This window comes from Pseudomonas sp. AC169 (assembly GCF_979258515.1).
This window is the reverse complement of record NZ_OZ409866.1, coordinates 6,537,212-6,551,231: the sequence shown is the minus strand read 5'-3', so window position 1 is coordinate 6,551,231 and position 14,020 is coordinate 6,537,212. Positions and strand designations below refer to the sequence as shown.

General features: G+C 59.6%; 11 protein-coding genes. 10 read left to right on the top strand and 1 reads right to left on the bottom strand.

Features of this window, described 5'->3' with window-relative positions:
• The first annotated feature begins 893 nt into the window (after positions 1-893).
• The 10 genes from ACZZ0G_RS29190 to ACZZ0G_RS29145 all read left to right on the top strand — a co-directional run bounded on the left by ACZZ0G_RS29190 (position 894) and on the right by ACZZ0G_RS29145 (position 12,926).
• A complete protein-coding gene (locus tag ACZZ0G_RS29190) occupies positions 894-1,940 on the top strand; it encodes an isopenicillin N synthase family dioxygenase (RefSeq protein ID WP_463558622.1) in 1,047 nt (348 codons plus the stop codon).
• 27 nt (positions 1,941-1,967) lie between these two features.
• The gene (locus ACZZ0G_RS29185) at positions 1,968-2,777 is read left to right on the top strand and encodes a MetQ/NlpA family ABC transporter substrate-binding protein (RefSeq protein WP_463558621.1); all 810 of its coding nucleotides are present in this window, start codon (positions 1,968-1,970) and stop codon (positions 2,775-2,777) included.
• Positions 2,774-3,574 (top strand): methionine ABC transporter ATP-binding protein, encoded by an 801-nt coding sequence (locus tag ACZZ0G_RS29180; protein ID WP_463558620.1) that lies wholly within the window; start codon positions 2,774-2,776, stop codon positions 3,572-3,574. Before ACZZ0G_RS29185 ends, ACZZ0G_RS29180 begins: the two co-directional genes overlap by 4 nt.
• Positions 3,571-4,242 (top strand): methionine ABC transporter permease, encoded by a 672-nt coding sequence (locus tag ACZZ0G_RS29175; protein WP_463558619.1) that lies wholly within the window; start codon positions 3,571-3,573, stop codon positions 4,240-4,242. Before ACZZ0G_RS29180 ends, ACZZ0G_RS29175 begins: the two co-directional genes overlap by 4 nt.
• A gap of 8 nt (positions 4,243-4,250) precedes the next feature.
• Positions 4,251-5,807 (top strand): sugar ABC transporter ATP-binding protein, encoded by a 1,557-nt coding sequence (locus ACZZ0G_RS29170; RefSeq protein ID WP_463558618.1) that lies wholly within the window; start codon positions 4,251-4,253, stop codon positions 5,805-5,807.
• The gene (locus ACZZ0G_RS29165) at positions 5,800-6,825 is read left to right on the top strand and encodes an ABC transporter permease (RefSeq protein WP_463558617.1); all 1,026 of its coding nucleotides are present in this window, start codon (positions 5,800-5,802) and stop codon (positions 6,823-6,825) included. The genes ACZZ0G_RS29170 and ACZZ0G_RS29165 overlap by 8 nt, the downstream gene beginning before the upstream one ends.
• Before the next feature lie 23 nt (positions 6,826-6,848).
• On the top strand, positions 6,849-7,904 hold the full coding sequence (locus ACZZ0G_RS29160; RefSeq protein ID WP_463558616.1) for a substrate-binding domain-containing protein: 1,056 nt from the start codon (positions 6,849-6,851) through the stop codon (positions 7,902-7,904).
• 148 nt (positions 7,905-8,052) lie between these two features.
• Entirely contained in the window at positions 8,053-8,718 is a 666-nt protein-coding gene (locus tag ACZZ0G_RS29155; RefSeq protein WP_463558615.1) for a sulfite oxidase-like oxidoreductase, read from the top strand.
• Between the two features lie 430 nt (positions 8,719-9,148).
• Positions 9,149-11,536, top strand: a complete 2,388-nt coding sequence (locus ACZZ0G_RS29150) for a TonB-dependent receptor plug domain-containing protein (RefSeq protein WP_463558614.1) — start codon at positions 9,149-9,151, stop codon at positions 11,534-11,536.
• On the top strand, positions 11,526-12,926 hold the full coding sequence (locus ACZZ0G_RS29145) for an APC family permease (RefSeq protein ID WP_463558613.1): 1,401 nt from the start codon (positions 11,526-11,528) through the stop codon (positions 12,924-12,926). The genes ACZZ0G_RS29150 and ACZZ0G_RS29145 overlap by 11 nt, the downstream gene beginning before the upstream one ends.
• A 226-nt stretch (positions 12,927-13,152) precedes the next feature.
• Here the strand turns inward: ACZZ0G_RS29145 and ACZZ0G_RS29140 are convergent, their stop codons facing one another.
• Positions 13,153-13,614, bottom strand: coding sequence for a DUF3574 domain-containing protein (locus ACZZ0G_RS29140; RefSeq protein WP_463558612.1), 462 nt, complete (start codon positions 13,612-13,614; stop codon positions 13,153-13,155).
• Between the last annotated feature and the right edge of the window lie 406 nt (positions 13,615-14,020).

Here is a 14,020-nt window from a genome sequence, read left to right as displayed (position 1 = left end):
GATTCCCTCACCCTAACCCTCTCCCAGAGGGAGAGGGGACTGATCGGGGTGATCTTGAGTGCTACGTCGACCTGAACGTTTTGTACCGAATCCAACCCGGTCGTTCAGGTCGACGTATAACGCAAGATAACACGGTCGGCTCCCTCTCCCTCTGGGAGAGGGCTGGGGTGAGGGGACTGATCGAGTTGATCTTGAGCGCTACGTCGACCTGAACGTTTTGTACCGAATCCAACCCGGTCGTTCAGGTCGACGTATAACGCAAGACAACACGGTCGGCTCCCTCTCCCTCGGGAGAGGGCTGGGGTGAGGGGACTGATCGAGTTGATCTTGAGCGCTACGTCGACCTGAACGTTTTGTACCGAATCCAACCCGGTCGTTCAGGTCGACGTATAACGCAAGACAACACGGTCGGCTCCCTCTCCCTCTGGGAGAGGGCTGGGGTGAGGGGACTGATCGAGTTGATCTTGAGCGCTACGTCGACCTGAACGTTTTGTACCGAATCCAACCCGGTCGTTCAGGTCGACGTATAACGCAAGACAACACGGTCGGCTCCCTCTCCCTCGGGAGAGGGCTGGGGTGAGGGGACTGATCGAGTTGATCTTGAGCGCTATGTCGACCTGAACGTTTTGTACCGAATCCAACCCGGTTTTTCAGGTCGACGTATATCGCAAGACAACTTGGTCGGCTCCCTCTCCCTCGGGAGAGGGCTGGGGTGAGGGGAAATCGGGCCTAAGGTAATGCGAAAAAGATATTGGCTACGTATTTTTAAGATCGTTTAGTTTTGATTTAACGACGAATCAAAACGCATCAAACCGATAGACCCCCGATTGCCATGACGGCACACGCTGAATCGATCACAGGTTTTTCAGGTTTGATTCACACGGGAGTGAATCATGCCGCATACCCTCGACATCACCGCATTACCGACGCTGGACCTGTCGCTGTTCGAAGGCACGGCACAGCAGCGTTACGAGTTTCTTGAAAACCTGCGCCACGCCGCCCGCGATGTTGGCTTCTTCTACCTGACCGGTCACGGCATCGACAGCGCTTTACTCAAGCGCGTTCAGGCTCATGCTCAGCAGTTCTTCGCCTTGTCCGACAGCGAGAAAACCGCCGTTGGCATGATCAATTCACCGCACTTTCGCGGTTACAACCGTGCCGCCTCGGAGATCACCCGTGGCCAGCCCGATTTGCGTGAACAGTTCGATCTGGGCGCCGAGCGCGAGGCGCTGCCCTTGACGGCGGACAGCCCGTTCTGGGCGCGGCTGCAAGGTCCCAACCAATGGCCGGCGGCATTGCCGGAACTGAAACCGTTACTGCTGGAATGGCAAGAAGCGATGACGCGGATGTCATTGCGCCTGCTGCGCGCCTTCGCTCAGGCACTGTCGCTGCGCGCCGATGCTTTCGATCAACTCTACGGCGACAAACCCAACGAACACATCAAACTGATGCGCTATCCCGGCCAGTCCAGCGAATCGAGCCATCAAGGTGTCGGCGCGCACAAGGACTCCGGTTTCCTCAGCTTTCTCCTGCAAGACCAGCAGGCCGGTCTGCAGGTCGAAATCGAAGACGGCCGCTGGATCGACGCGTTGCCGCGCGAGAACACTCTGGTGGTGAACATCGGTGAACTGCTCGAACTGGCCAGCAACGGTTATCTGCGCGCTACGGTGCACCGGGTCGTATCACCGCCCGAGGGCAGCGAACGCCTGTCCATCGCCTTCTTCCTTGGCGCGCAACTCGACGCTGTGGTGCCCCTGTATCCATTGCCCACCGCACTGTTGCGCGAGGCGCGCGGGCCGGCCAGTGATCCGCTCAACCCACTGTTTCGCGATGTCGGCTGGAACTACCTCAAAGGTCGTTTGCGCTCGCATCCCGATGTCGCGCAGCGCTTCTATGCCGATGCGCTGCTGCCGCCACCGCCCGTTCGCAAATCTGCCTGACTCATCACTCGCTCAAGGACTCCGCACATGATCAAGAAAGCAGGTTTGACCCTGGCCGTGCTCGGCGCGCTGCTGACGTCGTTCAGTGCGCAGGCGCTGGAGCCGTTGCGCGTCGCCGCCGACCCGGTGCCCCACGCGCAGATTCTCGCGTACATCCAGAAAATCGATCCGCAGCTCAATCTCAAAGTCATCGAGATCCCCAACGGCGTGAACTCCAACGAGCTGTTGGTACACGGTGACGTCGATGCCAATTACTTCCAGCACCTGCCGTACCTGAAATCCCAGGAAAAAGCCCTCGGCGAAAAACTCGCGGTGGCGGCCACGGTGCATATCGAGCCCTTGGGCATCTATTCACGTCGACACAAAAGCTTCGCCGACGTGCCGGTCAAAGGCACCGTCGCCGTGCCCAACAACGTCACCAATCTGAGCCGCGCGCTGTACCTGTTGCAAGACAATGGCCTGATCAAACTCAAACCCGGCTTCAACGACCCGGCGGCTGATCAAGCAACGCCCAAGGACATCGCCGAAAACCCCAAACAGCTGAAGATTCTGGAGATCGAATCGCCGCAGATTCCGCGCTCGCTGGACGACGTCGATCTGGCTGTGATCAACGGCAACTACGCGTTGGACGCAGGCCTGGTGCCGGCCAAGGATGCCTTGGGCCTGGAGAAGGCGGAACACAATCCCTACGCCAACATACTGGTGACGACGCCGAAGCTTGCGCACGACCCGCGCATCGCGCAACTGGCCAAAGACCTGACGTCGCCAGAGGTCGCCAAATACATCACCGACAACTTCGCCGGCTCGGTGATCCCAGTGGCAGGCGGCAAGCCATGATTACCGTCGAGCAGTTGAGCAAGACCTATCCTTCGGCCGCGCAACCGGCACTTGATCAGGTCTCGCTGAGCATTCCCAACGGCGCGGTCTACGGGATTCTCGGGCGCAGCGGTGCGGGTAAATCGACGCTGCTACGCTGCCTCAATCTGCTCGAACGACCGGACAGCGGACGCATACTGCTCGATGGCATCGACCTGACGATGCTGTCGGTCAGCGAACTGCGCCAGCAGCGCCAGCGCATCGGCATGATCTTTCAAGGCTTCAACCTGCTGCATTCGCGCACGGTGTTCGACAACATCGCGGTGCCGCTGGAGATCGCCAAGGTGGGCAAGCCGTGGCGTCACGTGCGGGTTCGCGAACTGCTTGATCTGGTCGGTTTGAGTGACAAGGCGCAGGCCTTTCCCTCGCAACTGTCCGGCGGGCAGAAACAGCGCGTCGGCATTGCCCGCGCTCTGGCTGCTGAACCGGCGTATCTGTTGTCGGACGAGGCCACCAGTGCGCTCGACTCGGAAACCACAGCATCCATCCTTGAGCTGCTGCGCGATATCAATCGGCAACTGGGCGTGACCATCGTGCTGATCACCCATGAACTGGAGGTGGTCAAGTCGATCTGTGATCACGCCGCGTTCATGGCTAACGGACGTCTGGTCGAGGCTGGGCCGGTGCCGCGGCTGCTGGCCGATCCGCAGTCACAACTAGGCGCATCGCTGCGCCCGACTTGTGGCTTGCCGCTGGGCCACGATGCGCCGGGCCTGAGTTTTCTCAAGCAATACGGCGTACGGGCGGCACACTCATGAACCGCACGGTCAACTGGGATGAAATCCTGCAACTGGTGTTCAACGCCACTGGTGAAACCCTGTACATGGTCGTGCTTGCGGGGTTGTTTACGCTGCTGATTGGCTTGCCACTGGGCGTGTTGCTATTTATCAGTCGCCGCGATGGGTTGCTGCCGATGCCGCGCCTGAATGCCGTACTGGGTGGCGTGGTCAACCTCGGCCGTTCACTGCCGTTCGTGGTGATGTTGATTGCCCTGATCCCGCTGACGCGGCTGGTGGTCGGCACGACGTTGGGCAGCACCGCCGCCGTGGTGCCGATCACCATCGGCGCGTTTCCGTTCTTCGCGCGTATCGTCGAAAACGCTTTGGATGAAGTCGACAAAGGCCGCATCGAAGCGATCCTCGCCATGGGTGGCGACATCGGCCATGTGATTTTCAAAGTGTTGTTGCCCGAAGCGCTGCCGGCATTGCTGGCCGGGATCACCTTGACGCTGGTGATGCTGATCGGTTTTTCCTCGATGGCGGGCGTGATTGGCGGCGGTGGGCTGGGTGATCTGGCCATTCGTTACGGCTATCAGCGTTTCAACAATGAAGTGATGGTGGCCACGGTGGTGGTGTTGGTGATCCTCGTTCAGGGCGTGCAAAGCCTGGGCGATCGGTTGGTTCGTTCGCTGGCGCATCGCCGCTAAGGAATTGTATGAGTGTGCCGGTCGCCGTGGCCCGCGAGCCGCTGATTCGAGTACGTGAGTTGAGCAAGTTGTTTGGCGCGAGTCGGGCACTGGACCGTGTCAGCCTGGACATCTATCCCGCCGAAGTGGTCGCGTTGCTCGGTGCCAATGGCGCGGGCAAGTCGACCCTGGTGAAGATTCTGGCGGGCAGCCAGACTGCCGATGCTGGGGAAATTTGTGTGGACGGTGAACCACGACATTTCGCTTCGCCGCTGTCGGCGCGGCGGGTCGGGATTGTCGCGGTGCACCAGCAGATCAATGAGGGTATCGCACCGGGTTTGAGCGTCGCGGAAAACCTGCTGCTCGATGAACTGTGCAAGCCGGACGCGGACTTCTGGCTCAATCGACAACGCCTGCTGGAACGCGCCGCGAGCATCGCCGCCGGGCTGGGTTTGACCTTGCCGCTGGAGCAGCCGATCGAACATCTCGGTCAGGCCGAACGGCAATTGGTGGTGCTCGCCCGGGCCTTGGCCTTGCAGCCGCGCCTGCTGATTCTGGATGAACCGACGGCGGCACTCTCGGATGCCGAGGCGCAGCGCTTGTTTGGTTTGTTCGACACCTTGCGCAATCGCGGCGTGGCGATTCTGTACATCTCCCATCGACTCTCCGACCTGCAACGCGTGGCAGATCGCGCCATCGTCCTGCGCGATGGCCAGTTCGCGGGAGAGTTCTCGGCGCGGCAATTGCCGCAAGCGGTGAGCGCCATGCTCGGGCAGGCGCTGACGGATCATGTCTACCAGCCGCGTGTGGCCGGGCGCGAGGTGTTGAAACTTAACGCCATGCAAATCCTGCCGCGATCCGCCGCGTTCGACCTGACCCTGCACGAAAACGAAGTGGTGGTGCTGACCGGCTTGTTGGGCGCCGGTAAAAGCGAAATCGCCGAGGTGCTGTTCGGCCTGCGTAAGGCGGCCTCGGGCAGGGTGCAACTGGATGGCGCTGACTGGCGCGCGGACTCACCGCGCCAGGCCATTCAATGCGGAGTGTTCTTCGCTGCCGAAGATCGCGCCAGTCAGTCGCTGGTACCGGATTTCTCTCTGCGTCGCACCCTGACTTTGCCATTTCTCGAACGCTTCACCCGTGGCGGCTTCATCCGCAACCGCGCCGAGGCCACAGCGGTCGAGACACAAGTGGTGGCGCTGGGAATCAAGACCGCCGGCATCGATGTGCCGATGACCGCACTGTCGGGCGGCAATCAACAGAAAGTCGTCCTTGGCCGCTGGCTACTCGGCGAAGGGCGGGTGTTGATTCTCGACGAGCCCTTTCAAGGCGTCGACGTACGCGCCCGCCGCGACATCGGCCAACTGCTGCGCGACAGCGCCAAGGGTCGCGCGACGTTAGTGATTTGCGCCGACGTCGATGAAGCCCTGGAAATTGCCGACCGCATTCTACTCGTGCGCGATCACGCGGTGGTTGCCGAGTACCCGCGTGACGGCCTCGATCGTGCTGATCTGGTGTCCGCGTTGGCCGGCAGCGACGTCACCGAACATTCCCCTCGAGCCACGCCAAGGAGCAGAGCGAGTGCCTGATTCAAGTTCACTGTTATCGACCGAACCGGCACGCGCCGAGCGTCTGCTGCACGGGTTGATCCGCTACGGCCTGTTGTGGCTGCTGGCGCTGATCGTGGTGTTTTTCAGCGTGGCGGAACCGGCATTCCTGCGCGTCGGCAACCTGTTCAGCATCCTGCAATCGGTGTCGATTGTCGCGCTGCTGGCGCTGGGGGTGACGCTGACCATGGCGGTCGGCGGTCTCGATCTGTCGATTGGCGCGGTGGCGGCGATGAGCCTGATGATCGCCAGTTACGTGATGGTCGTGCTCGGCTGGGGCGCGGTACCGGCGGTGTTTATCAGTCTGGCGGGCGGGGCGCTGGTCGGTCTGCTCAACGGCTGGCTGATCGTCAAACTGCGCGTGCCGGACATTCTCGCGACGCTGGGCAGCATGTTTCTGGTGATCGGCGTGCAGCTGATTCCCACTGGCGGGCGTTCGATAGCGGTCGGCATGACCTTGCCCAGCGGTGAGGAAACCGAAGGTACGTTCAGTGCTGCTTTTCTGGCGCTGGGGCGCGGGCGATTGTGGGAGGTGGTGCCGATTCCGGTGTTGATCACGGCAGTGGTTGCGCTGGCGGTGTGGCTGTTTCTCGAACGCACGCGTATCGGCCGGCTGTTCTATGCCATCGGCGGCAACGAGCAAGCGGCGCGACTGGCCGGTGCGCCGGTGCAGCGCTTCAAGTTGTTGGCTTACGTGCTCTCGGCGTTGCTCGCATCGCTCGGCGGATTGTTGCTGGCGGCGCGCCTGGGTCGCGGCGACGTCAGTTCCGGTAACGGTCTGGTGCTGGATGCCCTCGGCGCGGCGCTGATCGGTTTTGCCGTACTCGGCGCGAAGAAACCCAATGCCTTTGGCACGCTGGTCGGGGCGCTGCTGGTGGCGGCGTTGCTCAACGGTCTGACCATGCTCAACGCGCCGTATTACGCGCAGGATTTCGTCAAGGGACTGGTGTTGGTGCTGGCCCTGATGTTCACGTTCGGCCTCGCGCATCGGGCGCGTTGAGCCGCTTTATGCAAGGAAGTTGTATGCACGGTTCTATCACACAGTTCGCCCGTCATTGCCTCGCCGGCGCGTTGCTCTCGGCAGTGGCGCTGGGCGCTCAGGCCAAAGCCTTGCCCGGCGCGCCGGCACCGTTCGATAAGGGGCAGGTGCAAATCGCGCTGGTGGGTTACTTGTTCTCCGGGGACTTTCCCGAGGCGTATTTGCGTGGCGTTGAAAAACAGACCGAAGCGCTCGGTGCCAACCTGCGGGTATTCGATGCCCGGCAGCAAGCGGCGAGTCAGGGCGAGATGATCGATCAGGCGATCGATCTGGGCGTCGATGGCATCATCGTCCAGCTCGGTTTGGCCGAAACCCTGAAAGCGCCGATTGACCGGGCGATTGCCAAAGGCATCAAGGTCGTCGCTTTCGACGTCGATCTGAACACCCCGCAAGTGACCCAGGTCGAGCAGGATCACCATGCGCTGGCGCGTCTGGCGCTGGATCAAGCCGTTAAGGACAACGGCACGAAGTTTGATGCCGGCTACGTGTACATCAGCGGTTTTACGCCGATGGAGCGCCGTGACGAAATCTGGAGTCAGGTGAAGAAGGCCAATCCGGGGATCGTCGAAAAGGCACGCTTTGGCACGCTGAATCCACCAATCGCCAATTCGGTGGCGGATCAGGCCAGCGCCGTACTTCGCGCCAATCCGGGCATCAGCGTGATTTTTGCCCCGTTCGATGAATTCGCCAAAGGCGCGAAAATCGCCGTGGACGAGGCGGGTCTGGCGCGCAAGGTGAAGATCTACAGTGCCGATATTTCCACCGCCGATATTCAGATCATGAAAGAACCGGACAGCGCCTGGGCGGCGACGGCAGCGGTCAATCCGCAAGTGGCCGGTGCGATCAGCGTGCGCAGTCTGGCGATGTTGATTGCCGGGGAAAATCCGGGGCATCAGGTGCTGGTGCCGCCGACGCTGATTACCCGTCAACAGTTGCTGGATCTGGACGTGAAGAACGTTCGCGACCTGGCGCAGAAACTTCCGAGCTTTGGTGATACCGCGAATGTCGCGCGGGCCCCGTGGATTCCAGTGGCCAACTAGAACCTCCTACCGACAACGATCCCCTGTAGGAGTGAGCCTGCTCGCGATAGCGGATTTGAATCCAACATTGTTGCCGGCTGATCCACCGCTATCGCGAGCAGGCTCACTCCTACAGGAGATTGGGGGCACCCTTGAAAATGGAGTGACTATGCACAACAAAGCCTCACGCTTACGCAAAAGCCGTTCCCCGAAATCCGATCCGGCGCTTGGTAAACGACTACCCCCAGGCCAGGTGCTGACGGAGCGATTCCCAATTCTCCACGAAGGCGAAATACCGGACTATGACCTCGCCAACTGGTCGCTGTGCCTGTCCGGCACGCTCGCCCAGCAGATCGAATTGCGTTACGCCGATCTGCTGGCACTGCCACAGCGGCAACTGCGTTGTGACATCCATTGCGTGACACGCTGGTCGAAATTCGACACCGAATGGAGCGGGGTGCATCTGCAGGATTTGTTGCAAGCGTTCGATATCCAACCGACATCGGCGTTCGTCATGGCCCATGCCGACCACGATTACCAGACCAACTTGCGACTCGACGATCTGTTGCACCCCGACAGTCTGTTGGCCACCCATTACGCTGGCCAACCGCTGACTGCGCAACATGGCTGGCCACTGCGGCTGGTGGTGGCGGGGCGGTATTTCTGGAAGAGCGCCAAATGGTTGCGTGGGCTTGAATTCGTTGATCAGGAACAACCGGGTTTCTGGGAAAAAAACGGCTTTCATCTGCACGCGGATCCGTTTGCCGAACAGCGATTCAGTGGGGATGAACTGGATATTGCCGAGGATGCCTGGCTGGCAAAAGAGTTCGATTAAATAATGCCCGACGCAGATCAAAACTGTAGGAGTGAGCCTGCTCGCGATAGCGGTGTATCAGTAAAAAAGTTGTCAACTGACACACCGCTATCGCGAGCAGGCTCACTCCTACAGGGGGACTGCATTTCAGTGTTAAAAATTGGTGTTAGTTGGTTCAGGTGTTGGCTCAGCAACACTTCTGCTGAACTAAGAACAATCCTTTAGACCGATCTAACCTAAGCGTTATTGGTTCTTTTGCGATCGACAACAGCTCGTCTAGCATGGGCTTTCAAGGGGAAACGTCTAACGCTGGGGAAACTGCAACTCACCGTAAAAAAGCCTTCACTGCCTTCCAGAAATCCAAAACTACAGCAGACATTGCCGCGCATTGCTTGCCGTACTTTATTGTCGGTAACGGCCGGGTATTAACTGCGATTCAAGGAGCTGTTATATGCATTACCGTTCCCGTTCATTACTGGCGGCTGCCGTCGTGTCCGCCATCTGGCAACTTCCGGCCAATGCAGAAGAAACGTCCGCAAGCGCCGACAGCGACTCGCGACTCGGCACCGTGTTGGTCACCGGCACTCGCGGCACTTCGCGCACCGTGCTCGATTCGCCGGTACCGGTCGACGTGCTCACCGCCGAAGACCTCAAATCCGCCGGCGCCGCTGACGGTGAACTGGGCGCGGCGTTGCAGACGCTGTTGCCATCCTTCAGCCTGCCGCGCCAATCCAACTCCGGTGGTGCCGACCATGTGCGCGCGGCGCAATTGCGCGGCATGAGTCCGGATCAGGTGCTGGTGCTGGTCAACGGCAAGCGCCGCCACACGTCGGCGGTGGTCAACGACTCTTCGAAGATCGGTCGCGGTACCGCGCCGGTCGACTTTAACTCGATCCCGCTCAGCGCGATCAAACGTATCGAAGTGCTGCGTGACGGCGCCGGCGCGCAGTACGGTTCCGATGCGATTGCCGGGGTGATCAACATCATCCTCGACGACGCCCCCGAGGGCGGCGAAGTGTCCACCAGTTATGGCGCCTATCACACCCATCAGGACGCCATCGGCAAGACCACCACCGACGGCCAGAACAGCGTGACCACCGCGAAGATTGGCACGCGTTTGGGTGAAGAGGGCGGGTTTATCCGTGGCGGCACCGAATACAAGGATCGCAACCCGACCAACCGTGCCGGTTTCGACGGTTTTGCCGACAGCCCCGGCCAGCGCAACTATGTGATGGGCGACGGCGTCGCCCGGGACGTCAACCTTTGGTTCAACAGTGAACTGCCACTGGCGGGCGGCAAGGCCTACAGCTTCGGCACCTACAACCAGCGCCACACCACCGGTGCCGAGTTCTATCGCTACCCGTCCGAACAGCCGCAGTTCTACCCCAACGGCTACTTGCCGCAATCGCTTGGTGACAATAAAGACGTCTCCGCCACCGCCGGTTTCAAAGGTCTGCTCGGTGACGAGTGGGACTTCGACAGCAGCGTCACTCACGGTCGCAACCGCTTCGATGGCTCGACCCGGCACACGCTCAACGCCAGCCTCGGCGAAGACTCACCGACGAAGTTCGACACCGGCGATTACGAGCTGCGCCAGACCACCAGCAACCTCGACTTCAGCCGCGAACTGCGTCTCGGCGAGCGCTCGTTCGTCCTCGCGGTTGGCGGCGAATACCGCTACGAAAACTACCTGACCTACGCCGGTGACGAAGCCTCCTACATCGGTTCCGGAGCCGACGGCGCCAATGGCCTGCGCCCGAGCGAAGAGTCGGATCTGGATCGCAACGTGTTCGGCACCTACGCCGAGTTGTCCGGTGATCTCACCGACCGCTTCTTCGTCGACGCCGCCACCCGCTGGGAGCATTACGACGATGCCGGCAGCAAACTGACGGGCAAACTCAGTGGGCGCTATAAACTCACCGAGCAATGGGCCTTGCGCGGTGCGGTGTCGAACAACTTCCGCGCACCGTCGCTGGCGCAGAGTGGCTTCCAGAACACCACCAGCAATTTCGGCGATGGCGGCACGCTGACCGACATTCGTGTGCTCTCGGTCAACGATCCGATCGCCCGAGCACTTGGCGCCGAGAAGCTCGATCCGGAAACCTCGAAGAACTTCAGCCTCGGCCTCACTTTCCAGTTGAACGAGCGCTTCGACGCCTCGCTGGACGTGTTCCGCATTGACGTCAAAGACCGCATCACCCTGTCGCAACGCATTGGCAGCGATGCCCTGGAAAACTACATCAACGACAACTTCGGCGTCGCCGGTGTGCACGACGTCAACTTCTTCACCAACGCCGCCGACACCAGCACCCACGGCGCTGAACTGGTGCTCAACTACCATCAGCCGTTCTACGAAGGGCAATTGGGCCTGACCACGGCCTACACCTACAACCACACCAAAGTCACCAGCACCAAAGGCACGCCATCGCAACTGACGGCGCTGGGCATCGGCAATGATGCCCTCGTTGGTGTCGAAGAAACCAACACCTTGACCGACGCGGCACCGAAGGATCGTTTCATCTTTTCCGCCAACTGGGCCAGCGAACACTGGGGCTTGCTCGGGCGCCTGACGCGGCAGGGCGAAACCACTCGTGTGTTCGATTTCGGCGACTCGCAACCGGAGCAAACCTATGGCGCCGTGTGGCAACTGGACGCCGAGGTGGCTTACAAATTCACGCCGAAATTCAACATTGCCGTGGGCGGCAACAACCTCACCGACAACTACCCGGAACGCTCCGGTTCGGCGATCAACTATGGCGGCAACCTGCCGTACGACGTGCTCTCGCCAATCGGCGCCAACGGCGCCTACTACTACGCCCGCGCCACCTATGGCTTCTGACGCGGGACCGGGACGGCATCTGCCGGTGTTTCAGGCATTGCTGATAACGCTGGGCATGGTGATCACCACCGACATCCTGAAAACCGCGCCGACCGTGGCCCTTAACGTCGGGCCGGAATATTTCTACCTGGTGTGGGTGCTGGGCGGTGTCACATCGATGATCGGCGCGCTGTGTTTTGCCGAGATGGCCACAGCGTTTCCGCACCCGGGCGGCGACTATCACTTTCTGCGCACTGCGTACGGCGAGCGCATGGGATTTTTGTTCGCCTGGTCGCGGTTTTCGGTGATGCACACCGGCTGGATTGCCTTGTCGGCGTTCATGTTTGCCGATTATGTCAATGCGGTGGTGCCATTGGGGCAGTACGGTTCGGGACTGTTTGCCGGGGCGGTGATTGCGGCATTGGTGCTGCTTAATCCCACCGGTAAACACATCGGCTTCATCACACAAACCTTTCTGGTTGGCCTGCTTGCACTGGGTTTTCTGAGCATTGCCAGTGCCGGTGTTTTTCTGGCTTGGCAGGGCATCGAACCGCCTGCGCCGGAGCTCTCGCCCATCGCGGAAAACACCGGCATGGCCGGCTTCTCGGCGGCGATGATTTTCGTTTTTCTGGCGTTCGGTGGCTGGAGCGATGCGGCGACGTTGTCGGCGGAAGTGCGTGATGGCCGGCGGGGGATTTTCATCGCCATGCTCGGTGCGCTGAGCGTGTTGATGGCGATCTATCTCGCGTTGAACTGGGCGTTTGTCGAGGGCCTGGGATTCGCAGGGTTGGCTGCCAGCAATGCTCCGGCCGTGGAGCTATTGAACCGCGCATTCGGTGCGCCGGGTGTCCTGCTGATTTTGCTGATGGTTGGCATCGCCGCGATAGCGACCATCAACTCGACCTTGCTGGTCGGGGCACGTACCACCTACGCTGCCGCGCGCGACGTGCCGCAACTGCGCAGTTTCGGTGCTTGGGACGATCGGCATGGTGTGCCGCGCAAAGCATTGCTGGCAGAAGGTGCGGTGGCGTTGCTGCTGGTGCTGTTTGGCAGTTTTACCCAGAGTGGCTTCAACACCATGGTTGAATACCTGACCCCGGTTTATTGGTTGTTTCTGAGTTTGAGCAGCGTAGCGCTGATTATTTTGCGGCGACGTTTTCCTGAGGTACCGCGCCCGGTAAAGGTGCCGTTGTATCCGCTGTTGCCATTGCTGTTCTTCGGGTTGTGCCTGTACATGCTGTATTCCAGCGTGAGGGTGGTGGGGTATGGGGCGTTTTTCGGGATTGCGGTGTTGCTGGTTGGCGCTGTGCTTTTGACTGGGTTAAGCCGTTTGAAAGCGGACCCTCACCCCAGCCCTCTCCCGGAGGGAGAGGGAGCCGACCGAGGTGTCCTGGGGGACACATCGACCTGAAAGACCGAGTCGATTATGGATTCAGTGAAGCAAAACAGACTGAGGTCGACTATGGATTCAGTGAGCCAAAAACTGGTCGAAGTCGATTATGGATTCAGTGAAGCAAAAGCAGGCTAAGGTCGATTCTGGATTCAGTGACGCCAGTTCAGGTCGGCGTATCCCTTCAATATCCCCGAATCAGTTCCTTCTCCCTTTGGGAGAGGGCTAGGGTGAGGGCCTTCTAAATCTAGAACGACACCTCCGCCGGCTGCGACAACCGCAGCACCGACAAGTCCCCGGTAATACGCTTGTAAGCCAGCCGAATCGCTTCAATATTGCTCACATTCTTCGCACTGTTCTCATGCAAGATCACAATCACCTTGGTACTCAACCGCTCAGGTTCCTTCGCGCCCTTATCCCGCCACTGCCCATAGGCATCAAACACACTGAACCCATCCGGAAAGCGCGATGTGACCTCCTGATCGAGAAACTCACGCCAGCGAGTCGGACTGACTGCACCATCCTTGCCATCGATCGAACCCACCGAGAAATACAGCTCGGTGCGAATCCACTGCGCCTGCGCCGGACGTGAGGCGTCGCCTTGCAGAGTGGAACTGGCTGGATCGTGGGTGTGAACATAGGCGGGAGGAGGGCTGGCGCAACCGGCGACGGCGATGAACAGTGCAGCCAGTAACAAGCGTTTCGGCATGGAGCTTTCCTTCTTATAAATGAGTGCAGGTGGGGCGATTATAGGTTGCGAGCTTAATAGCGATAAAAGATTAAAAAACTTACCTTGCCTCTATTTCTGGAATAAGAGGTTGCGGCCTATTTAACGCGTTTCATGTCCAAAGGTTTTAAAGCGATTCGCGTCAGTTCCGGGTATGTGCCGCCGTGCGCCAATTGTTAAGTGATGAGCTTTGTTTCTTAAATAGTCGGACAATTAATTGATCATCTCAGATGCTCGAGGAATTTGCGTATCAGATTTTTTATATTGAAGCGTTGGTCGGAATGGGTGGCATAACCTGCTGATAAATTTGCTGTTTAATTAATTTATAATTTTTTGAAATAAGCTGCGCGGGTTGTTTGGCTGTTTGTGTTTAAGGAAAGTTTTTCTT